Below are 22,609 nucleotides of genomic sequence, written 5' to 3' on the forward strand. Positions count from 1 at the left end.
GAAAATTTTATACAATTTTTATAAAAATCATTCAAATTGAATAGGTTAAAACGCAATCTTCGCTTACTACATTAGTTGGTAATAAATTTCGCGTTATACTGAATCCATAACAACACAAGGAGTGGGGGTATGAAGCGAATGAGCAAGCGTTTATTGTGGTTGAGTGTTGTGTGTTTACCCTTTTTCATTTCATCTTGTTCGACCTATTCAGTGTCTGCGCAAAATTACCCAAGTAATACGGTTGCCTATAATAATAATCAAGTTGCCTCGCCTAAGCCGTTCACTAGTTACAGTGACCGATTGCCTTCACATATCGCTACAGGTGAAAAGACAATTGTTATTGATCCTAGTGTTCATGCATGGGGCGCCTATGATACAAGCGGCAGTCTGATTCGCTCGGGCTTAGCAACAGCAGGTAACAGTTGGTGTCCGGATATTAAGCGATCTTGCCGTACCCGTGTTGGAACTTTTAGAATTCAATCGCTTGGCAGCGCTAGTTGCAAATCCACAATCTACCCCTTGCCCCGAGGTGGTGCGCCGATGCCTTATTGCATGTTTTTCAATGGCAATCAAGGTTTGCACGGATCAGCTCCGGGTAATGTAGTGGAAGGCAACGTTAGTCACGGTTGCGTGCGCATGAGTGTTTCTGATGCAGAATGGATTCGCTTTAATTTCGCGCGCATTGGAACCAAAGTGATTGTTAGACCTTACTAACCTCAGGTCATTGATCAAAAAAGCTTGGCCCTATTAAACAGGTCAAGCTTTTTTTTATGAGCTTACAAAGTGAATCGCGTTCTATTCTCAAGGTCTGCTTCGTTAGCATAATCGGATTTAAAATCAGTAAAATTACAGTTGAAAAGTTCATTCGGAAGAGGAGTAGCGACCCCTCCTTTTTGCATAAGATAATGAGCTACCTCAGTTTTGTTAAAAATCAAAGCATAATTTAAGGGCGTCAGTCCATCAAGGCTCGGTTGATTTATATGAGCGTTAGCAGTTATCAAAATTTTAACGATATCAAGGTAACCGCGCTCAGCGGCTAATCCAAGCGGTGTAAATCCATTGGGTAAAAAATTTGCGTCTGCACCATTTTCAATTAAAAATTTTACGAAACTAACGTTACCATCCATTATCGCAATAAATAGGGGCGTTTGATTATGGTAAACACAGTTAACATCAGCACCTTTTGCGACAATCAATTTAATGCTATCGAAGTTGGTGCTCCTCGCTGCAAAAAAGAGAGGAGGCTCTTCTTCAGGGGGGGTAGGGTGAACTCTCGCACCCGCTGCAATAAGACGGTGCACCGAATCAAAGTCACCACCCATGCAGGCATACACCAATCCTGATGTACCCCGAGGATCCGTCAAGTTAATTTCTCCCTTTACCATTCTTTGTTCGATCAAGGTTTGCAGAAAATCGCTTTTTATTTGATTAAATTTTTCTCGTAGCGCGTGTGCATCTTGATTTAGAAATATGATACAAAACCCTACTGTCTCAGGATTGTCCGTAGCAGTTAACATACGCTTCATGCGCTTAGTAAGTTCTTGTAGGGTTGTTATTTTTTTCGGTCTTATACATTGAAAACAATCATACAGCGTATAATCATCTGAACCATTTTGAGAAAAGGCCATAATATGATTGGTATTAAATAAAAAGAATGTCGATTTTGCGAATGAAATTTTTTCAATGAATGGGGCAAACTCAGCCGCTTTCAATACGCCGCCAAATTTAAAGACTTCTTCATAAGTCGTCGTATCCTTACTAGCAATAAAATTTAACACATGATCGGGTCTATTTTGTGCTAACCCACGCAACAGGGGCAACTGACATTGACCTGCTATCACAATATTCAATATTTCTTCAAAATGGGCTTGTAAAATTTCATCATCTTGCAGCGTCAATAAGGTACCGTCCCATTTCGAAATCATTTCATATTGATTAAAGAGGGTATCATCCCAGGTTTTATCCTTCTTTAATGACCATAGCATCGTTAAGCCGTAACACATGCCTTGAGTAGGATCGCTGTATGTGGGAAAGTGAGGATAAGTATTGGGTTTCAATATATGCATACATTGTAAATATTTCAAAAACTGTTTTTGTAACCACTGTTGCCCAATATCAGGTAAAGCTCCCGCCTCGGTTAGTATTTGTGCGACATCCGCAAAATCAAAATAGTGCGCTTTGGCAAGCGGTGTGACTCCCAGTAAATCTATTGCATTTAAATCTGCGTTAGCACGAATTAATTGGTTTACAATATCTAAAGCATGATTTTCTACTGCGACATGCAGGGGTGTGTATCCCGATGGTTTGAAAACAGGATTAAGATTACAACCCGCCGCAATTAAAGTCGCAACTGTAAAGGGATGGTTATTTTCTACAGCGGCCAAAAGCGGGGTTACACCTGAATAAATTGCTTCAACATCTGCGCCAAATCGAATTAATAAAGCTACAAGCTGCGTTGCACCACGGGCAGCTGCATCCCAGATTAAAGGTGCACCCGCGTAAGTGGCATTAACTTGCGCCCCATTGGCAAGAAGCATCTCTGCAATGAGTAAATCTCCTTGGTCAATTGCAATGCCGAGAGGCGTTTTCCCATTAACAACATAATCAATAGGAATATTATTCTGATCTAACACCAGCTGAACAGCTGCACAATTGCCTTGCGCAACGCTTTCGTGTAAGACGTGTCTGGGATCATGATGAAACTGTCTATACAGTGGATTAAAGAATAAATTTAGCATTGTCTTCTACTCTTTTTAAAAAGTTAAGAAGGGCAAAGTTGGAGGAGGGGAAGGTAAAAATAGAAAAATTGATAAGAAGATACTCCAACATCCATGTTAGATTACTTTCTTACTTTAGCTTATTTCTTCGCGTTAAAAAATAAGAAATTATTTCATTTTTTTTCTTTGTAGCGCCGCCAAGATGTAATCTTTACGATTTGGAACAATCGGTTTCGGGGAAAGTTCCGCATCCTTTTCCATGATTTGGCGTTCTAACCTTTGATTCCGCATATTAAACAATTCGCGCGCGTAATTAGCTTTTTCAAGTTTTATCGAAGGCGAAGGTAAAGGAACGGTAATCATATCGATACAATCAACAGGACAAGGAGGAATACAGAGTTCACATCCTGTACATAGATCAGCAATAACCGTATGCATTTGTTTCCCACTGCCTAAAATGGCATCGACGGGGCAAGCTGAAATGCATTTGGTACACCCAATACATTCTTCTTCGCGAATCACAGCTTGTAAGGGTGGTTTCTGTTTCGTCTCCATGTCCGGGATATAAGCGTCAATGGGTTGCGCAAGCAGGGAGCCTAAAGCTTTGAGAGTTTCAATGCCACCGGGTGGACATAAATTAAGGCAAGCCTTTTCTAAAACGATCGCCTGCGCATAAGGGAGACATCCTCCAAAACCGCAAAGTCCACATTGGGTTTGCGGTAGGATTTGATCAATAGCGTGAATCAGTTGTTCGGGATCATCCGCTGATTTTAAAACTTTTCCCACTACTTTACCGACATCCCGGGTTTGGCACCTGGATCAGGACTAACGAGATAAAGCTGCTGACTAACAGGATCTTTGGCCACAATAACCATGCCTTCTGATAGACCGAAACGCATTTTACGGGGTGCAAGATTTGCGACAAGAATGACTTGACGTCCTATTAAATCCTCTGGCTGGTAAGAAGATTTAATACCTGCAAAAACTTGCTTTTGAACATCACCTACATCTACTTTTAAGCGAAGCAACTTATCTGCACCTTCTACTTCAGACGCTTCAATGATGGTGGCGATACGTAAATCAATTTTATTAAAGTCGTCAATAGAGATGCATTCTGTGGTGGAGTCTTTAACCGGTGCTGGCAGTTCAACCCCTGCATTTTGGCTTGCTTCAGTTTCATTGCGAATATTCATTTTCATTTCCTCTAATTGCTTAGGATCAATTCGTTGTATCAAGGTTTTAAATTCTTGAATGCGGTGATTAAGTAAAGGTTTGTCTTTGTCAGCAAAGGTAAGCGGCGGAATATTTAATAAATGCTCAACCGACTTTGCCATTTCGGGCAAGACAGGTTTCAAATAAATCATTAAAATACGAAACAAATTAATTCCCATCGTGCAAGTTGTTTGAACATCAATCGCTTTGTCCGGATCCTTAATGAAATGCCATGGTTTTTTTTCATCAATGTATTGATTAGCGCGATCAGCGAGTCCCATGATTTGCCGAATAGCATGGCTGTATTCAAGGTTAAGAATTTTTGCAATAATGTCATTACCCGCTTTAGAAAAATCTTCATACAATGATGGATCGCTGATTTCAGTAGCGAGCATGCCGTTGTAGTGTTTAGTGATAAAGCTCATACACCGGCTAGCGATATTGACGAATTTGCCCACAAGATCAGCATTGATACGCTGAATAAAATCATCAAAATTAATATCTAAATCTTCCAGACGATTATTTAATTTAGCAGCAAAGTAATAGCGTAAATAAGCAGGGTTGAAATGATTTAAATAAGTACGTGCTTTGATGAATGTTCCCCGCGATTTCGACATTTTTTGACCGTCAATAGTTAAAAAACCATTCGCAAAAATAGCGGTGGGGGTGCGGAAATTTGCCCCTTTTAAAATAGCTGGCCAAAATAAAGCGTGAAAATAAATAATGTCTTTACCAATAAAATGATATAACTCTGTTTTACTATTTTCTTGCCAATACTCATCAAAATTAATTTCAGGATGTTCCGCGCATAAATGTTTAAAACTCGCCATATAACCAACGGGTGCATCCAACCAAACATAAAAATATTTGTTTGTTTCACCTGGAATTAAAAAACCGAAATAGGGCGCATCACGCGATATATCCCATTCTTTTAATCCTTCTTGAAACCACTCATCTAATTTGTTACTGACGGGTGTTTGCAAATGGCCTGCAGCTGTCCAATGTTTTAAAAAGTCTGCAAAATTTTGTAATTTAAAAAAATAATGCTCTGAAGTTTTTTCAATGGGTTTTGCACCCGATAAAGTTGAATAAGGATTGATAAGTTCAATCGGTGTATACGTTGCGCCGCACACTTCACAATTATCACCATATTGATCTTCTGTTTTGCAATTAGGACACTGCCCCTTAATATAACGATCGGGTAAAAATAGTTGTTTGATAGGATCGAATAACTGTTTGATTTCATGCTTAACGATGTTGCCCGCTTCTTTATGTCGTTCAAAGATCAGATTAACTAATTCTCGATTTTCTTTGGAATGCGTCGTGTGATAATGATCAAAGGCAATTTCAAAATCAGTAAAATCCTGTTGGTGATGGGCGGCAATTTGGCTAATCATTTGCTCAGGCGTCAGATTGAGTTTTTCTGCTTGAATCATAATAGGCGTACCGTGACTATCGCTGCCACAAACATAAAGGCAATGCTGCCCTAACATTTTTTGTGTCCGAACCCAGATATCGGCTTGAATGTAGCCCAATAAATGTCCGAGGTGCAGCGGACCGTTAGCATAGGGAAGAGCACTGGTTACGAGAATTTTGCGATCGGTAGTCATTCAAACATCCTTCATGATAGATGAGCAATCTTTTACTTTTGCTAAAAAGTGTTAAAGTATAGCAAATTCAAGCCCTGGTGGGAGTAGTTGTGCACCAAAAAGAAATTGAAAAGCGTTTTCTTGCGAGCATTGATCCTTTTACAAAACGCGCTTTTTCCCCTAAAAATTTAAAAGCAGTTCGACAAGTTCTGCAAAAAGTTGAGATTGACGTGGAGTTAGGTTATCCCTGCGAAGGGGTGGTGGGTGCTTTCATTGAAAGTATCCAAAATCAATTACGATCTTCCATGCCAGACGGAAGCATTGACTTCAAAGTATCAACGCGTATTGAAGCGCATGCAGGGAATAAAGGCATTAAGGGCTTACCTGCTATCAAAAATATGATTGGCATTGCTTCCAATAAAGGTGGCGTGGGTAAATCGACAGTTGCACTGAATCTTGCCCTTGCTCTGGCCAAAAATGGCGCGCGGGTTGGGCTTTTAGACGCAGATGTTTACGGACCTAGTCAGCCCCTTATGTTGGGGGCGCAGGGTCGAGCTCAGGTTGAGAATAAGGTGTTGCAGCCGAAGATTTGTCATGGATTGCAGACTATATCTATGGGCTATTTAATTGACCCTACCGCACCTATGGTTTGGCGTGGACCGATGCTTGGCAAAGCAATTGAGCAAATGTTGTACGATACGAATTGGGATGCACTCGATTATTTGTTTATAGACTTGCCGCCTGGGACCGGGGACATCCAATTAACCCTTAGCCAGAAAATGCCGCTTACCGGGGTGGTCATGGTTACGACGCCCCAACAGATTGCGTTAGGCGACGTAGTGCGTAGTTGTGAGGCTTTCAATAAGCTGAACGTCGCCTTGCTTGGCATTGTGGAAAATATGAGCTTTTATCATTGTCCAAATTGTGGTCACGATGATGCTATTTTTGGCCGAAACGGCGGTCAAACCCTAGCTCAATCTCAGCAAATTCCTTTTCTCGGTTCCTTACCGCTTAATGCGCTAATTTGTAGTGCGGGAGACCAAGGCTTACCTTTTCTAATCCAAAATCCAGATCACGCAATCTCTAAACAGTTTATGGAAATGGCAATCCAAATTGCTGCGCAGATAGCATTATTACCAGTAGACTACTCTGCCAAATTTCCGCACGTGATCATTAAATAAAAAAATGTTAACAAAGGGTTTTTATGAGCATTAAGTCAGATCGATGGATTCGTGAAATGGCAGAATCCTGCCAAATGATTTCTCCTTTTGAAGCAAGACAAGTTCGAAGTCGAGACGATAAAAAAATTGTTTCTCACGGGACTTCCAGTTACGGGTACGATATTCGTTGTGCCCCTGAATTCAAAATATTTACTAACATTAATTCTGCCATCGTCGATCCTAAAAATTTTTCACCCACAAGCTTTGTCGATGTTGCTGCTGAAGTTTGCATCATTCCACCTAATTCTTTTGCTCTGGCGAGAAGCATTGAATACTTTAAAATTCCCCGGAATGTATTAGTGATTTGTTTAGGAAAATCAACCTATGCGCGTTGTGGCATTATTGTTAATGTCACACCGCTTGAACCTGAATGGGAAGGTCATATTACACTAGAATTTTCTAACACGACGCCCCTCCCTGCTAAAATTTATGCAAATGAAGGAGTCGCACAACTTTTATTTTTAGAGTCAGACGAAGTCTGCGAAACTTCTTACAAAGATCGTCATGGTAAATATCAAGGGCAACGCGGTGTCACTTTACCGATCACTTGATTTCTAAAGCCATCGATTGCGCTTCATCCAATCAGGCAAAATCTATATTTCGCCTAAAACCCATGCTACCTTGGGTTTTATAGTCTATTGGTTGGCATTGCTTCTTTATTTCCTATAAGGATGTGAATAAATGTCCTATATCTGGCAAGCAAGTGCGATTGAAGATAAAAAAACCCATAAAATTATTGAAGAAGAATCTGCACCTTTAATTCGCTATTTAGTGTTTGAAGGCGGCGGCGTTCGGGGTTTTGTTTATAAAGATGTTGCAATTGCCTTACAAGAGGCGCGCGTTCTCAATGAAGTAGAACATGTTGCCGGCAGCTCCATTGGCGCAATCGCTGCTATGTTAGTAGCACTTGGTTTTCACCGCGACCCCATTAATTTCCAGTATCTTCTTGGTAATCTTTCGTTCGATGCCTTTCTGGAAGGCCAAAAGCCTTATTCTTTTACACCTAGCATTATTGTAAAAGGACGAAAATGGCTTACCTTGGTGATCGCAGAGGGGCATTCGCTTTCGACGGGGAGCCTCCTCCGAGCCTGGCTTGATAAGCGTGTTGAGGAAGCGCTCGGTAATCCTAACGCAACGTTTGCTGACTTAAGAAAAAAAGTTTTAGCATCGCCTGGATTAACTAATTCTTTTTTTAAAGATCTATCCGTGACCGGTGCTAATTTAACAAAGAACCGAGTGGACGTATTCAACTTTGAAAATACGCCTAACATGCCAATATCAAAGGCAGTGCGAATCTCATCGGCTTTTCCTACAGTTTTTGAGCCCGTAGAACACTTTGATGGTCAAGGCGTTTGTACCTATGTTGATGGCGGGGTTATGCAAAATCTTCCCTACTTTATTTTTCATGATGAAAAATACTTACCACCAGGTTTCACTTTTACAACACAAGGTGCCAATCCGGCAGTTCTTAACATCAAGGTTGATACTGCAGAAGAAGTCGCTTCAGCCTGGAATACTAATCCAAAAAAATTGATTAAAAGTTTTAAAGATTTTGTTATTTCCGTGGTGAATGGTATGCAATCCCACGATCGAGAAATTTTTACGCAGTATGCAACCAACTTAATCCAAGTGTTTGATCATAATGTTGATACATTGGATTTTGAACTATCACCCCTTGCAAAAGAAATCTTATCAAAAGCGGGTCGAGAAGCAGCCGAAGATTGGCTAGAAAATCATGTCAATGAAGCTTATAAAATTAGAGTTTATGATGATGAGCAACAATGGTTAGCAGACAAAAAAGATTCGGAATTAAAAGTCATTTTGCAATTATATCGTACGATGCTTCTTCAATTACGCGGGGAAGATTTCGAATTACGAGAAAAATTAATGAACAAAATTGCTGCGCTGCGCAAATATATTGTGTGGCGAACGACCCGTGAAACCATGGTTAATAAAACGTTAGATGGGTCGAAGGATGGAAGTAACCTACCCGTGCGTGCTGATGATCAGCTGCAAATGTCGATTGATACCATTGCATCACAATCCTGTCCTGATCTGGGCGAACATATTGATCTTATTTATAAGAAAGAACGAATCATTTCCGATAAAAAAATTTGGGACGACATGCAAGCCAAGTTGGCCTGGATACAAAATAAAATTAAATTTGTAACAAAAAAATTAGAAGTGCAGCGTAAACGCGTAGGCAATTCTTGGCAAAAAACACTCCACGGTGTAAATGTTTATGACTTAATTATTTCTCTTTTACTTTTAGAAGAAGATTCAAAACTACTGCTTGAAGCAGAGCGTGACCTTTTAATTAAACTCCAGCAATCAACACCCATGCTGATCAAACCCGTGCGCGATGAAGGAGCTTTTCGGACCTTTTGTTTGGATGTAGCGAGTCATATAGCAGCAACTGTCAACCCTTGTCCACTAATTTCAAACATTCACCGCCATTTGATTCATCAAACCCTCATGTTTCCTTGCGAAACTAATTTTAATATGACGTTAGATTTAAAAAATTTATACGATCTGAAAGTTTATGCACTGGCTTATGTAATGTATCTTCAATTAATGGAGCGGCATGTTCGCTACAAAAATAAAACAGCGAATTTTTTTCAAAATTTTATCCATCGATTTTTCCATACCGGTGGTCTTCAAAGTGCGGATCAGTATAAGATGCTTTGCGATAGTACGACCAGCGTTTATCAAGCGCTTTTTCACACCCGCGCAATGCCTACGAGTATGAAGGAATTAGGCACGTTCTTCGGAGAAGATAAAGTCGACACTTTGATGACGGCTTATCAACTTGAGAAACTTCTCAATTGTTTTATGCATATCGATAACCCCAAAGAAAATTTATCTTTTATAAATTTAGATTCTGTCTTTGCGGCGTTTGGCACGCAGAACGTTTATAAAGATATTTTTACCCTTAAAAATAAAAAGGAAAAAGACAAGGAGGGAGGTGCTGAATTAAAATTTTTATACCAATCTTTCTCTTCTAAAGAAAAATTTTTAATGTTCCACCATGTTATAGATAAAGAAACTGCCGAGTTCGAAGAGCATCATCAAGTAAATCGGGGGACGGTCGATAAAGGAAATCGTGTTTTAAGAAGATATAACTAAAGCATTAAAAATCCCAAGCATAAGCCTTGGGATTTACGGGATGTTTGGGTTGATGATCAATCACTTTCGTCGTCAAGTTCTTCTTGGGTAACAGCTTCGATAGGAACTTGTCGATTGCTATTAACCTTTTCACGCAATTCTTTTCCCGGCTTAAAATGAACCGCATATTTCGGGTTCGTAATTAATTTCTCGCCAGTTTTAGGATTGTGAGCCCGACGCGGTGGTCGGAAATGCAAATTAAAACTCCCAAAGCCACGTATTTCAATCCTACCACCCTGACTAAGCGTATCACTCAGATGTTCAATGATGTGATTTACGCTCAATGCAATATCTTTTTCCGGAAGGTGAGGAAAGTGCTTGCTGAGTTCGCCGATAAGTTGGGATTTTATCAACATATCCTTTCAGCAGATGCTGCTGCCTCCATGTTTGGGCTATTCTTTCAATATAACTCAATGCCTTAGCAAGTCAAGTGATTCTAATGCAAAATTGGCTGGCACAACCCTGCAAAATTAATTATTTTTCAATATGCTGTAGCTTGGTTGAACTATTATTGTTGTCGTTGTTTTTCCAAGCTCTTTAAATTTTATATTAGGAAACCATGACTTAAGATGATTAAAATCTGACCTATCCAGGATGATTACACTGGGTTGATTACTTGCCATTCGGTGCGAAAATTGTGCATTGCCTAATAACCAAGCGCTTGCGTCTTGATGACGGGAGCCAAAAGTTAGTTCATTTTTCCAATTTAGAATACTGACTCTGCGTTGCAAATAAAAGGGGAGATCTTGGTAATAACGGTTGAAGGCTATCACTTCATTTTGGCTTGAAAGTTGATTCACAATATGTGCAAGGGGTTGAATGCTACGTGTATCAAAGTAAGCTACGGATGCGACTCCTAAAATTAAAAAAGAAAGCATGCTGATTATTGAAAAATAAATAGCCCCCTTTTGCGACTTAAACGACCAAACAAAACTTATCAATAAACCTACTGTTAAAATACTAACAGCAGTCATCAGAAATATTTTACTGAGGAGAGGATGCGGTAACAATGTAAAAAATGAGAATCGATAAAACAATACGGCAATCAAGCAAGAAAACGCAACTGTTATCCCGAATATCAAACTACTTTCCCGCGATGGATGACGAATAGCATGGTCAAAATAACGCGCGATAATCAAACTTAAAGCAGGAAAAATAGGTAAAATATAAGGGATAAGTTTCGATTTAGAAAAAGAAAAAAAGAGAAAAATAAGTATAAACCAACAAACGAAAAACCAATCATTTGCTTTAAATACGCTACAGTTAAATTTAACTAAGCTGCGTTTTATCGCGAGTGGCAAAAATAAAAGCCAAGGAAAAAAACCGATTAATAAAATCGGTAAAAAGTACCAGGCGGGTTGGTAGTGGCCAATGGATTCGTGCGTGTAGCGAAAAAATTGCTGTTCGATAAAATAAAAATAAGGAAATTCAGGGTTGTAATGGCTCACCAAAACATGCCAGGGCACAGCTATGATAAAAAAAATAAGGAAGCTCGAGCTAAGATAAAGGTTTTTGAGTTCGGATAATTTTTTTAAAGAAGCAAGCCAAACTAAAACGATTAAACCGGGAAGGATAATGCCAATCAAACCTTTCGTTAAAACGGCAAGTGCTGCACTGCCCGCTGCAAGCCATAACCAATATTTCTGATGGCGGGTTTCTTCCTGTATAGCGAGTATAAAACAATACAAGCTAGACATAATGAAAACACTTACAGGTAAGTCCAAGGTAATCATATGGGACATGACAAAATATAGGGGACTGCTCGCGAGAATGAGCGCCGCTAAGAGACCTGTACGGACATTGTAGAGTTTCGAAGCAGTATAATAAGTGAATAAGCAACCCAGTATCCCCAGCAAGGCATTGATACTTCGCAGCGACCATAAGTTGACCCCGGCGATCTTTATCGTAAGGGCGCCCATCCAGTAGAAAAGTGGAGGTTTTTCAAAATACTTTATGTAATTGAGATAGGGGGTTATGAAATCTCCCGTAGCAGCCATCTCGCGAGCGATTTCTGCATATCGGCCTTCATCAGGAACAAAGAGTGGACGTGAACCGAGAAATAGAAAATAGGCAAGGGTCACAAAAAATAGTAAGCCTAGCCCCGTTACTTTTGGATTAAAAAAACGCAATATCTCGTTGGGTTTGATCATATAGGGCACGAATTATAAAAAAGCAAACTCTAGCACAGGGGAATGAGGTGAACGAGTGCTTTTGTACCTTGGCTGATTAAACTGGCACGAGGAGTTGGGCGGGCTTGCTTTTGGATCAAGAAAAACCTTGATTTCGCTTTCCTGCAATCAAGGCTACAATGAAGCACTTCGGATAGACTCAATAAGGTGCTAAATTCATGAAAACAAGATTACTTTTGTTGTTTGTGATACCTATACTTTGGTTAACTTCAGCTTATGGGATGAAGATGGTCCGGCTTTATCAAATCGATGTACCTGTTACGGGTCAATCGGATGAGGAAAAAGTCACCGCGATTAAACAAGGTTTTATTGAAATGCTAGTAAGATTGAGCGGTGACAAGCAAATTGACAGTCATCCAAATTTACAAGGGAGTTTGAAAAAACCGGAAGCGTATGTTGAAGAACTGCGCTATCAATCTTTACTCAGATCACCTACGCCTTACGCTTTGAGCATTCGATTTAACAAAGACGATCTCAACCGGTTATTAAAAAGGGCAGGTATTTCAATCTGGGGTGAGAAGCGGCCGGTCGTTCTTGTCTGGCTTACAGTGACTGATCAAAGTCATGCGAATGAAATTATTGGCAATGATACTCCTGATACTGTTTTTAATTTAATTAAAAAAGAAGGCCGCCAATTTGGTTTGCCTTTAATCTTCCCTATGATGGATATGATTGATCTCACCTTAATCTCGCCTATGGATATTAATAGTGCTTCGCTTATTAAACTCAAAGCTGCAAGCCGACGCTATGCAGCTGACGCAATCTTAATAGGCAACATTCAACAAAATAATGATGCGTATGCAAGTGCATGGCAATTAGCAGTAGGCGAGAAGACTTGGGACTTCACATTGAATGACAATAATTATCCTCAATTATTTGGTGACTTACTAACGAAAGTAAGTCAAACGCTTTCTAAACAAAAATTTGTTAAAAGAGCAGATGCGCAATCATCTTCCTTTTTTCAATCTTTCAATGTGCAGGATTTTTATATTGTGAAATTACTGAATCAGTGGACCTCTTAGAGATGCAACCTTTACTCGGGCAGCTCACGCTCAAACTTATGCGTGATGAAGCTGTTTTTGATAATTTTTATCCTGGTAATAATGCAGAAATTATTGATATTTTAAAAAAATCAGTCATTGGCATCGGAGAGCAAGTTATTTACCTTTGTGGAACCCGCGGTCATGGTCTTACCCATTTATTACACGCATGTTGTCATGAAGCTCATCAGCAAAAACTTTCTTCAATTTATTTACCTTTAGCAAGTTTGCTTAGCCTATCACCTGAATTGCTAAAAGGATGTGAAGCGATGAACGTCGTTTGTTTAGATGACATTCAAGTGATTGCTGCCAACCCCCACTGGGAAGAAGCAGTTTTTCATCTTTATAATCGCGTTTATGATATGGGCGGTCGTATTATTATGGCTGCTAAAACTTTGCCAAAAACACTTAATTTGCACCTACCTGATTTAGTTTCACGGTTAAGTTGGGGTGTCGTTTATCAATTGCACCCATTAGATGATCGTGAAAAATTAAATGCACTCATCATGCGTGCCGAGCGTCGTGGCATTTCATTATCAAATGAAACTGGAAATTATTTGTTAACGCATTGCCCACGTCAAATGAATACTTTGTTTGCAGCTTTAGATGCACTCGACAAAGCATCGCTTGCCGCCAAACGTCGATTAACGATCCCTTTTGTAAAAGAAGTGTTACAAATTTAAAATAATAAGGAGAAGTGAATGTCGCAAATTAAAGCCATTCATGCACGTGAAATTTTAGATTCAAGAGGCAATCCCACCATCGAAGCTGAAATCTTGTTAACAACAGGCGAGCTTAGTCGTGCCTCAGTGCCATCGGGTGCATCTACAGGCTCTCGGGAGGCGGTGGAAAAACGCGATCTTGAAAATAAAAGATATTTAGGTAAGGGTGTCTTAGAAGCGGTGCATTGTATCAATCACATGATTGCGCCAGCCTTAAAAAATTTTGAAATAACCCATCAACAGGAAATTGATGAAACATTATTAATGTTGGATGGAACCGAGGATAAATCCAAACTTGGGGCCAATGCGATTCTTTCTGTTTCCTTGGCAGCTGCCAAAGCTGCAGCACTCAGTATGCAACTACCTTTGTATAATTACCTGGGTCACAATCAGGGTGATTTACTGCCTCTTCCGATGATGAATATTATCAATGGGGGTGCGCATGCAGATAACAATATTGATATTCAAGAGTTTATGATTTTACCTGTGGGTGCTGCAACTTTCAGCGATGCATTACGAGCTGGGGTTGAAGTTTTCCACCATTTAAAAAAATCATTGAAAGCTAAAAATTATAATACTAACGTCGGTGATGAAGGGGGGTTTGCACCGGATTTGCCTAATCATGCCGCAGCGTGTGAATTTATCCTTGAAGCAGTAATTAAAGCAGGCTATCAACCGGAAAAAGATTTTTGTTTAGGATTGGATGTAGCGAGTAATGAATTTTTTAAAGAAGATCATTACTATCTGGCCAGTGAAAAGCGTCAATATTCTCGCACCGAATTCGTTGGTTATTTATCACAATTAGCCCGAGATTATCCAATTGTCAGCATAGAAGATGGGATGGCAGAAGAAGATTGGAGCGGATGGGAATTATTAACGAAACAGCTGGGTAAATTTATTCAGTTGGTTGGCGATGATTTGTTTGTCACAGCTACACCCCGCTTAAAGCAAGGCATTGAGAAAGGTGTGGCTAATGCGATTTTGATTAAACCTAATCAAATCGGCACACTTTCGGAAACCATTGCCGCCATTCAATTAGCTAAAAATGCAAATTATAACACCATTATTTCCCATCGCTCAGGCGAGACTGAAGATACCACTATTGCCGATATTGCAGTGGGGTTGAATGCAGGTCAAATCAAAACGGGCTCCCTTTGTCGAACTGACCGCGTTGCAAAGTATAATCAGCTGCTACGCATTGAAGAAATGTTAGGTCAGCGTGCTAAATTTGCCGGTCGATCCGTTTTGCGAAAATTTGCTATGTTGCATGATGCCAATGCGATGCCCTTGGCAAAATGTGTTAAAGATAATTTATAGCGCTGAAATGAGCCTTTTCCCATGTCACTACGTTTTACTTTTTTAACCTGTATGCTAATCGCATTGGTTGCTTTTTTACAATATCGGTTATGGTTCGATACCGACGGTCTTGCTGAAATGGCTCGACTTAAAAAAGAATTAATCGTGCAACAACAAACTACTCTAAATTTGAAACAGCGCAATGAAGCGCTTTTATTGAGTATTAAGCAGTTAAAAGAGAATACTGAAGTTAAAGAAGAACGTGCACGTGATGAATTAGGCATGATAAAAAAAGGCGAGACTTTTTATCAAGTTGTCAAATAAGATAATACTTAAAATAATTTGAGTTAATCCAAGGATGAGCATGAAGATATTAATTAGCAATGACGATGGCGTGCATGCGCCGGGTCTTAGTTACCTTGCCGAGGCATTGGGTAAGATCGCAGATGTTATGGTCGTCGCACCTGATCGTAATCGAAGTGGGGTCAGTAATTCGTTAACATTAGAGAACCCACTACGCGTCGTTACAGCAGTAAATGGTTTTTTCAGTGTTAATGGCACACCTACCGATTGCGTGCATTTAGCCGTAACAGGGTTATTGAAAGAAATGCCCGATATGGTCGTTTCTGGCATTAATGAAGGTTCTAATTTAAGCGATGATGTGTTGTATTCGGGCACTGTGGCTGCAGCGACAGAAGGTCGCTTTCTGGGCTTACCTTCTATTGCTATTTCGCTCGCTGGTCCGCGGTGTGAGCATTATGATACTGCCGCACGTATTGCGAAAACCTTAGTGGAACGTTTACAGCATCAACCCCTTTCCTTCGACACTATTTTAAATGTGAATGTACCGGATATGCCCTTTTCTGAACTTCGCGGTATCCAAATTACTCGTTTAGGAACCCGCCATAAAGCGGAACCGACGGTTAAAGATGTTGATCCGCGTGGTCGAAAAATTTATTGGGTAGGTCAACCGGGACCGGAGCAAGACGCAGGCCCTGGTACAGACTTCTACGCTGTTAATTCGGGGTTCGTATCTGTCACACCTTTACAATTCGATTTAACACATTACAAAGTGCTTGATGAATTATCAGGATGGGTGCAATCATTGCAGGTAGGCTGATATGATAAACGCTACCCTCCGAATTCTTGCTGTTATTTTTTTCACTATTTTTTTCTGTGCGAGTTGTTTTGATGAAACCATCACATATGCACCCGTAAGTGAAATCAATGCCACAGATCCCGTACCAAAAAATGGTAAACATCGGGTTCGTGAGGGAGAGACTGTCTATCAAATTGCGTGGCGATACGGATTAGATTATGAGGAAATCGCACGTCTTAATCACAAGCCTTCCCCTTATTCAATTGAAGCCGGCGAAACCTTAATTGTGAAGGGAGGAGAACCACCCTTTAGAAACCCGGCACGCCCCATTATCGCTAAAAAAAGTCCTTTCCTGGCGGATCTCGAGGAATTGCGAAAGATCGGTCAAGCTAAAAAGTGGGTGTGGCCAGCGTCAGGTAGGGTGATTTCTAGCTTCGCCAAAAATCATAAAGGGATTGAGATTGGCGGTTATCCAGGTATGCCTGTTTACGCGTCTGCCGCCGGTAAAGTCGTTTATAGTGGTAATGGTTTGCGCAGTTATGGCAATTTGATTATTTTAAAGCATAATCATTTGTATCTTTCTGCTTATGCTCACAATACCCAGGTGTTTGTAAAGGAAGGGGATGTCGTGCAACAAGGGCAAAAAATTGCTCAGATGGGCAATTTAGGTGCAGAACGACCGTTATTGTATTTCGAAATCCGGCGCGCAGGGTTGCCGATTGATCCTATGCAATTATTAGGTTCTTCATCAACTCCCACGTTATAATAACGTATTAGGTATAGTAATAATGATGGACTTAATGAGGTCCTTGTATGCCAAGGAAAAAAAAGGGAAAGGGTAATAAGGAAACTGATCATCTAGAAGATGATAAAGAAATTATTCTAGAAGATCATGAAGTGGATGATTCCGATGTAAGCATTGAACAAATTGCTTTAGAAGTTGAACAAGCCGTTGAAGCCAAATCTGAAGATACGCTCAGTACTTCAAAAGAACCAACACGCAAATTACGCGATCGTAAAGAAAGTTATGATCCGACGCAAATGTATTTAAGAGAAATTGGTTTTTCTCCTTTATTAAGCGCTGAAGAAGAAGTTTATTTTGGACGCTTGTCGATAAAAGGGGATGCGTCAGCTCGACGTAAAATGATTGAAAGCAATTTAAGATTGGTTGTTAAAATTGCACGACGTTATTACAATCGCGGTCTTGAGTTTTCTGATTTAATTGAAGAAGGAAATTTAGGTCTATTACGCGCTGTAGAAAAATTTGATCCTGAACGGGGTTTTCGTTTTTCAACTTATGCGACATGGTGGATTAGACAAACGATCGAACGTGCCATCATGAACCAAACAAGAACAATTCGTCTTCCTATTCATGTACTGCGTGAATTAAATTTATATTTAACAACAGCACGCGAACTTGCAAAAAAAAATAACCACGAAGCTTCTTATCATGAAATTGCTGAAGCATTAAACCGTCCGGTTGAAGATATCAAAAACATGATGGAATATAATGAGCATATGATTTCTTTGGATATGCAAGTTTCCTCTGATAATTCACAAGGCAAGCCGCTCGTTGAAGCCTTAGCGGATAAAAACGCAATCGATCCAGCCGATGCTTTAGCGAATGAACATTTACATGAAAGCTTAGAAAAGTGTTTAGCAGAATTGAATGAAAAACAAAGAGAAGTGTTGTGTCGTCGGTTTGGTTTGGATGGTTATGAGCGACAAACTTTAGAAGAAGTTGGTAAAGCAGTGGGCTTAACCCGTGAAAGAGTTCGTCAAATTCAAATGAGTGGTTTAAAAAGTTTACGTGAAATTCTGCAAAAATATGGCCTTGAAAGTGATATGTTTTAGTTTTAATTCTTATTCTTATTCTTAATCGCATAATTATATTTATCAACCTTGTCTTTTTTAAAGATCAAGCTGTAAAATTTTTTAATTTAAATAGCGCAAAAACCATGCTTGGGCAATTTCAGCAACTTTTTCCAGCGTGCCGGGTTCTTCAAATAAGTGGGTCGCATCGGGAATGATTTCTAATTGCTTTATACAACTCATCTTATCTAGTGCATTCTGATTTAATTTAATAACTGCTTCATCTCTTTCTCCAACGATTAATAAAGTAGGGGAAGTAACACGATATAAAGCGTGGTTAGCTAAATCTGGCCTACCGCCCCGTGAAACAATGGCTTTAATAAGATCTATTTGTTGAGTGGCTGCAATCAGTGCGGCAGCAGCGCCGGTGCTTGCACCAAAATAGCCCATCATTAAACCTGAAGTCTGAGGATTGTTCAAACACCACTGCGTAACATTTTCTAACCTTGCGGCAAGTAAATTGATATCAAATCGAAATTCAGCGGTACGATTGTCAATCGTATTTTCATCATGGGTTAATAAGTCAAATAGTAAGGTACCCCATTTAGCTTGGTTTAAAACACGAGCGACATATTGATTTCGCTTACTAAAACGACTACTCCCACTTCCATGCGCGAATAAAATTAAACCCAAGGCATTTTTGGGAATAGCGAGAATTCCTTCAAGAATTATATTTTTATAAGGAATGGTAAGTTGTTGTTCGGCGAGCTGAATTGATTGCGACATTGAAATTCCTTTTCGATAAAACGTTTACCTGGTGGATATCTAAGCATATATGCTCCGCATCGGCGCACTCGGGTACCAGCGCGAAGCATTTTATGCATTTTAGCCAAGTACAAGGGATTACTTGCTATACCACTATTTAGGCTACTTTGAATGTCGTCGTTAATTTCTTCGGGACCGCTATGTTCTTTAATCGAACATATTGTGGAAGGCCGTTTTTATAGGGTGGGTAAGCTTCCCCTTGAATGAGAGGTGATAAGTACGCCTTGCAAGCATCGGTTATTCCGAAACCATCAGCAGTTATAAATTCTTTGGGCATTTTAATTTCGACATTTGCAATTTTTTCAAGTGGTGCTTCACCGATGCTCCATTGATAAGGTGAATTTTGATCCCGCACGATAATAGGCATAATGGCATTTTTGCCAGATAGCGCCGCAATGACTGCAGCTTTTCCTACAGCATACGCTTGTTCAACATCAGTCAGGGAAGCAATGTGTCTTGCTGCACGTTGTAAATAATCGCAAAGGGCCCAATGATATTTATAGCCTAATTGGTCTTTAATCAATTTAGCCAACATGGGTGCAACACCACCTAATTGTTTATGGCCGAAGGCATCGACTAAACCGGATTCGGAAACAAAAGTTCCATCTGCATTTTTTAAACCTTCAGAAGCAACAATGGCGCAGTGATCATACTTGTCAACGCAGGTTTTGACGCGATGTAAAAATTTTTCCGGATCTAATGGAATTTCCGGAAATAAAATAATATGCGGAGCATCGCCTTCATTTTCGCAAGCAAGGCCGCCGGCTGCTGCAATCCATCCAGCGTGCCTTCCCATGACTTCCATAATGAATACTTTGGTTGAGGTGAGTGACATGGATGCAACATCCATCCCGGCTTCTTTAATAGAAACCGCAACATATTTGGCAACTGAGCCAAATCCTGGTGAATTATCGGTAAAAGGTAAATCGTTATCGATAGTTTTAGGTATACCGATACACGTAATCGGATAGTTTAATTCTTTACTAATTAAAGAAACTTTATGTGCTGTATCTTGTGAATCACCACCGCCATTATAAAAAAAATAGCGAATGTTATGCGCTGCAAAAACTTCAACAAGCCGTTCGTATTGGGCGCGATGTTTATCAAGTGAGCCTAATTTATGTCGACAAGATCCAAAGGCTCCAGCTGGCGTATGAAGTAAGGCGCGAATATCTTCATCTGACTCCAAAGACGTATCAATTAAATCCTCGGTCAAGGCGCCAATGATGCCGTTTCGAGCCGCAAAAACTTTCCCAATGACATCTGATCGCTCACGCGCGGTTTGCAAAACGCCACAAGCTGATGCATTGATAACAGAGGTGACGCCACCCGATTGGGCATATAAAGCATTATATTTTTCCATAGTCATGTCCATTATTAATGAGGTGAAATTGTATTCCGAATTCAACAAAGTATAACGTTTCATTAAGATTTCACAAACTCGACTTTGTTTCTTTTTCAATAAATCTAAAATATAGAACGATACCTTTAGCTGAAGTGAAGGGAGAATCTAACTTTTTACCGTCAAATGAGTAAAAACCATACTATTTATGCCTTACGAGGTCCAATAGGGTAGTGGATATGATTGGGTAAATCGAGATTGATTAAAATATATTAAGTTTGGATGTTTAGCAGTTTAATTAATTAATCAAAATAAAGCGAAGAACATTATTTTGAAATAATTTAATTCTAAAACGAAAATTTCGTCGAACGAATAGTTTTATTATCATCAGAAATTAAAGTAGAGTTTTCTGGCATTTTTAGTGGTTTATAAAATAAAGAAAAAGCGGGGGATTCAGCAATACCTTTCAAAGTATGTAATTTATTATAGTAATTATTATTTACTTCTTGTTCATATTGCGCTTTCATAACATCCTTCATCCTGGGGCTGGTGTCGGTTACATCAGAGGTCAACCAGGTACTGTATGGATACTTACTTCTATAATCGACAAAAAAATCTGTAAGACCAATTAGACCCCATAACTGTTGATTATTGGCCTTAAAATTACAATAGGTTTTTACGGGTCTGGTTTTTTCCCATGGGGACGCGTCAAGTGTAGTATTTAAAAAATGTTGTTGGGCATTATGTGATTTTGATTTATTTGGGTAAAAAATAACAGATAAAGGTGTGTCAGCATAACCAGGTATTGCTACATTCATAAAATTATAATTTACGAAGTAAGAAAAATCTTTTGTGTTATTGTTATTGTTATCACTTAAGGTTGGATGTTTTCTTTTTTTACTCAACGCTTTGTCTTCGCTGCAACTCGTATCCTGTAGTAATAACTTGCCAACATTTATAAATTTTTCTTTTATATCACAACGTGAATTATTGCGCTTCTTTATTAATTCAACAATACATGTGGTTTCTGCGGAATTTAATGTTTCAGGGGGGTTGAGCAAATCTTTACGGACCTTGGGCTTGGTGCAGCAGGGGTGTATGCAGACCTCAGAAGTTATAACTGCATGAATTTTATTGAGATCAAAGCTAATCAGCAGGGCATTATTTTTTTTATTAATCGCCTGATCTCCACCCATATGATCATGAATATGTGCTGCTAAATTGAGAGCGGTTTTTTTTTCGGAAAAGAAAATAATAAAAATAGGAGATTGTATTCCTTCCCATTCTGCTTTTTCAATTGGTAAAAGCGATGCAAGTTGTTCATGAAAATGATACTTTACATTGGGTTTAAAGTTTATCGTGCTTGATTCCGCATGCTGAGATTGGTTATCCATGTTATTTTCAGACATTGAATTGCTTGTGTATTCTACAGGGGCGTTATTGTTATTATTTACATCATTGGCTTGAATGCTTGACTCATTGATTGCCGAAGAAGGATTGGTAAAATGGGAGGTATCATTTACCTCTATTTGTTCTGGCTGATTCAGAATATAGTTAATGTCCATTTTTTCAAGTGTTCTGTTTTTCATGTGGTATTTCTCGGCAAATTTATTCGTTTATTAAATTATAGCTAGTTTAAGAAAATCTGATCCGTGCTCCATTTTTGTATCAACAAATTGCACCTTAATATCGATTAGGGTACAAGCCGTTTCGGACAGTGCTCAGTACCTGCCGAATCATTATTTGATAGATTTGCAGAAGTTGAAATCTCAGAACCCAGTTCATCGATGGTAGCAGACAAAGAATCTTTTGAATTTTGATGTTTATTAATAATTGCTTCTGCATAACAGTCAAATGTATTTTTTCTTCTCTTATCTATATCTTCATATGTATGGCTTTTAATAATTTCTACCATTCGCTCGCTCGGATAACCAAAGCCTTCAATCATTTTTCTATTTTTAACTTTGGTGTCTTTAAACCTATCAAAGAAATGTCCGGGACCAATTAAGCAGAATTTATTTTTACCATCGACCACCAACCTAGTGTAAGTATGAAGTAGGGAGGTGTCATCCTCATTAACTTTATCTTTATATATTCTAAGAAAATTTCCGCGTGCATTGGTTAGGCTATCTAAGTCATCATAAAACATCATAGCAATAATATTGGATGGAGCATTTGTTTTTAACCATATTTTTGTAAAATCATAAAGGATATGGAGAGAGAAATCTTTTGCGTTATTTTGCACATTTTTATTGAAAAACGTAGGATTAAAACTATTATAATTGTTGTTGTTGTTGTTGTTGTTGTTGTTGTTGTTGTTGTTGTTGTTGTTGTTGTTGTTGTTGTTGTTGTTGTTGTTGTTGTTGTTGTTGTTGTTGTTG

At 39.2% G+C, this 22,609-nt stretch carries 20 protein-coding genes; 11 read left to right on the plus strand and 9 right to left on the minus strand.

The window, feature by feature from the left end; all coding sequences use genetic code 11:
• Positions 1 to 129: 129 nt before the first annotated feature.
• Complete coding sequence (locus H0W64_05735; GenBank protein ID MBA3661205.1) at positions 130 to 714, plus strand: L,D-transpeptidase; 585 nt, start codon at positions 130 to 132, stop codon at positions 712 to 714.
• A gap of 62 nt (positions 715 to 776) precedes the next feature.
• Here the strand turns inward: H0W64_05735 and H0W64_05740 are convergent, their stop codons facing one another.
• From H0W64_05740 to metG, 3 genes are all read right to left on the minus strand, one after another.
• Complete coding sequence (locus H0W64_05740; GenBank protein MBA3661206.1) at positions 777 to 2,738, minus strand: ankyrin repeat domain-containing protein; 1,962 nt, start codon at positions 2,736 to 2,738, stop codon at positions 777 to 779.
• 147 nt (positions 2,739 to 2,885) lie between these two features.
• A complete protein-coding gene (locus H0W64_05745) occupies positions 2,886 to 3,503 on the minus strand; it encodes an RnfABCDGE type electron transport complex subunit B (protein ID MBA3661207.1) in 618 nt (205 codons plus the stop codon).
• Positions 3,503 to 5,539 (minus strand): methionine--tRNA ligase, encoded by a 2,037-nt coding sequence (metG, locus tag H0W64_05750; protein MBA3661208.1) that lies wholly within the window; start codon positions 5,537 to 5,539, stop codon positions 3,503 to 3,505. Before metG ends, H0W64_05745 begins: the two co-directional genes overlap by 1 nt.
• An 89-nt stretch (positions 5,540 to 5,628) precedes the next feature.
• On the opposite strand from metG, the gene H0W64_05755 reads away from it, so the two are divergent.
• From H0W64_05755 to H0W64_05765, 3 genes are all read left to right on the plus strand, one after another.
• The gene (locus H0W64_05755) at positions 5,629 to 6,699 is read left to right on the plus strand and encodes an Mrp/NBP35 family ATP-binding protein (GenBank protein MBA3661209.1); all 1,071 of its coding nucleotides are present in this window, start codon (positions 5,629 to 5,631) and stop codon (positions 6,697 to 6,699) included.
• 23 nt (positions 6,700 to 6,722) lie between these two features.
• A complete protein-coding gene (locus H0W64_05760; GenBank protein MBA3661210.1) occupies positions 6,723 to 7,289 on the plus strand; it encodes a dCTP deaminase in 567 nt (188 codons plus the stop codon).
• 130 nt (positions 7,290 to 7,419) lie between these two features.
• Positions 7,420 to 9,864 (plus strand): patatin-like phospholipase family protein, encoded by a 2,445-nt coding sequence (locus H0W64_05765; protein MBA3661211.1) that lies wholly within the window; start codon positions 7,420 to 7,422, stop codon positions 9,862 to 9,864.
• Between the two features lie 56 nt (positions 9,865 to 9,920).
• Here the strand turns inward: H0W64_05765 and H0W64_05770 are convergent, their stop codons facing one another.
• Together H0W64_05770 and H0W64_05775 are read right to left on the minus strand one after the other, a co-directional pair.
• Entirely contained in the window at positions 9,921 to 10,256 is a 336-nt protein-coding gene (locus H0W64_05770) for an integration host factor subunit beta (protein ID MBA3661212.1), read from the minus strand.
• 117 nt (positions 10,257 to 10,373) lie between these two features.
• Positions 10,374 to 12,053 (minus strand): glycosyltransferase family 39 protein, encoded by a 1,680-nt coding sequence (locus tag H0W64_05775; protein ID MBA3661213.1) that lies wholly within the window; start codon positions 12,051 to 12,053, stop codon positions 10,374 to 10,376.
• A 197-nt stretch (positions 12,054 to 12,250) separates the two neighbouring features.
• Here H0W64_05775 and H0W64_05780 point away from each other — a divergent pair, with 197 nt between their 5' ends.
• The 7 genes from H0W64_05780 to rpoS are packed head-to-tail and all read left to right on the plus strand — an operon-like array spanning position 12,251 to position 18,103.
• On the plus strand, positions 12,251 to 13,114 hold the full coding sequence (locus tag H0W64_05780; protein ID MBA3661214.1) for a DUF2066 domain-containing protein: 864 nt from the start codon (positions 12,251 to 12,253) through the stop codon (positions 13,112 to 13,114).
• 2 nt (positions 13,115 to 13,116) lie between these two features.
• Positions 13,117 to 13,815, plus strand: a complete 699-nt coding sequence (gene hda / locus H0W64_05785; protein ID MBA3661215.1) for a DnaA regulatory inactivator Hda — start codon at positions 13,117 to 13,119, stop codon at positions 13,813 to 13,815.
• Positions 13,816 to 13,833: 18 nt separating this feature from the next.
• Entirely contained in the window at positions 13,834 to 15,171 is a 1,338-nt protein-coding gene (eno, locus tag H0W64_05790; GenBank protein MBA3661216.1) for a phosphopyruvate hydratase, read from the plus strand.
• A gap of 51 nt (positions 15,172 to 15,222) precedes the next feature.
• Positions 15,223 to 15,474: a septum formation initiator family protein gene (locus H0W64_05795; GenBank protein MBA3661217.1), complete on the plus strand. Its 252-nt coding sequence runs from the start codon at positions 15,223 to 15,225 to the stop codon at positions 15,472 to 15,474.
• Between the two features lie 40 nt (positions 15,475 to 15,514).
• Positions 15,515 to 16,270, plus strand: a complete 756-nt coding sequence (surE, locus tag H0W64_05800) for a 5'/3'-nucleotidase SurE (GenBank protein MBA3661218.1) — start codon at positions 15,515 to 15,517, stop codon at positions 16,268 to 16,270.
• 1 nt (position 16,271) lies between these two features.
• On the plus strand, positions 16,272 to 17,015 hold the full coding sequence (locus tag H0W64_05805) for a peptidoglycan DD-metalloendopeptidase family protein (protein ID MBA3661219.1): 744 nt from the start codon (positions 16,272 to 16,274) through the stop codon (positions 17,013 to 17,015).
• Positions 17,016 to 17,062: 47 nt separating this feature from the next.
• Positions 17,063 to 18,103 (plus strand): RNA polymerase sigma factor RpoS, encoded by a 1,041-nt coding sequence (gene rpoS / locus H0W64_05810; protein ID MBA3661220.1) that lies wholly within the window; start codon positions 17,063 to 17,065, stop codon positions 18,101 to 18,103.
• An 81-nt stretch (positions 18,104 to 18,184) separates the two neighbouring features.
• On the opposite strand, the gene H0W64_05815 is transcribed toward rpoS, so the two are convergent.
• The 4 genes from H0W64_05815 to H0W64_05830 form a co-directional block, all read right to left on the minus strand.
• Entirely contained in the window at positions 18,185 to 18,847 is a 663-nt protein-coding gene (locus tag H0W64_05815; GenBank protein ID MBA3661221.1) for a dienelactone hydrolase family protein, read from the minus strand.
• Between the two features lie 136 nt (positions 18,848 to 18,983).
• Complete coding sequence (locus tag H0W64_05820) at positions 18,984 to 20,249, minus strand: 6-phosphofructokinase (GenBank protein ID MBA3661222.1); 1,266 nt, start codon at positions 20,247 to 20,249, stop codon at positions 18,984 to 18,986.
• A 326-nt stretch (positions 20,250 to 20,575) separates the two neighbouring features.
• Positions 20,576 to 21,817, minus strand: a complete 1,242-nt coding sequence (locus H0W64_05825; GenBank protein MBA3661223.1) for a hypothetical protein — start codon at positions 21,815 to 21,817, stop codon at positions 20,576 to 20,578.
• 104 nt (positions 21,818 to 21,921) lie between these two features.
• Positions 21,922 to 22,609: hypothetical protein (locus H0W64_05830; GenBank protein MBA3661224.1), on the minus strand; the 688-nt coding region annotated here is incomplete at its 5' end.

The sequence above is a fragment of the Gammaproteobacteria bacterium genome (genome assembly GCA_013816845.1).
Taxonomy (GTDB): Bacteria; Pseudomonadota; Gammaproteobacteria; order DSM-16500; family DSM-16500; genus Aquicella.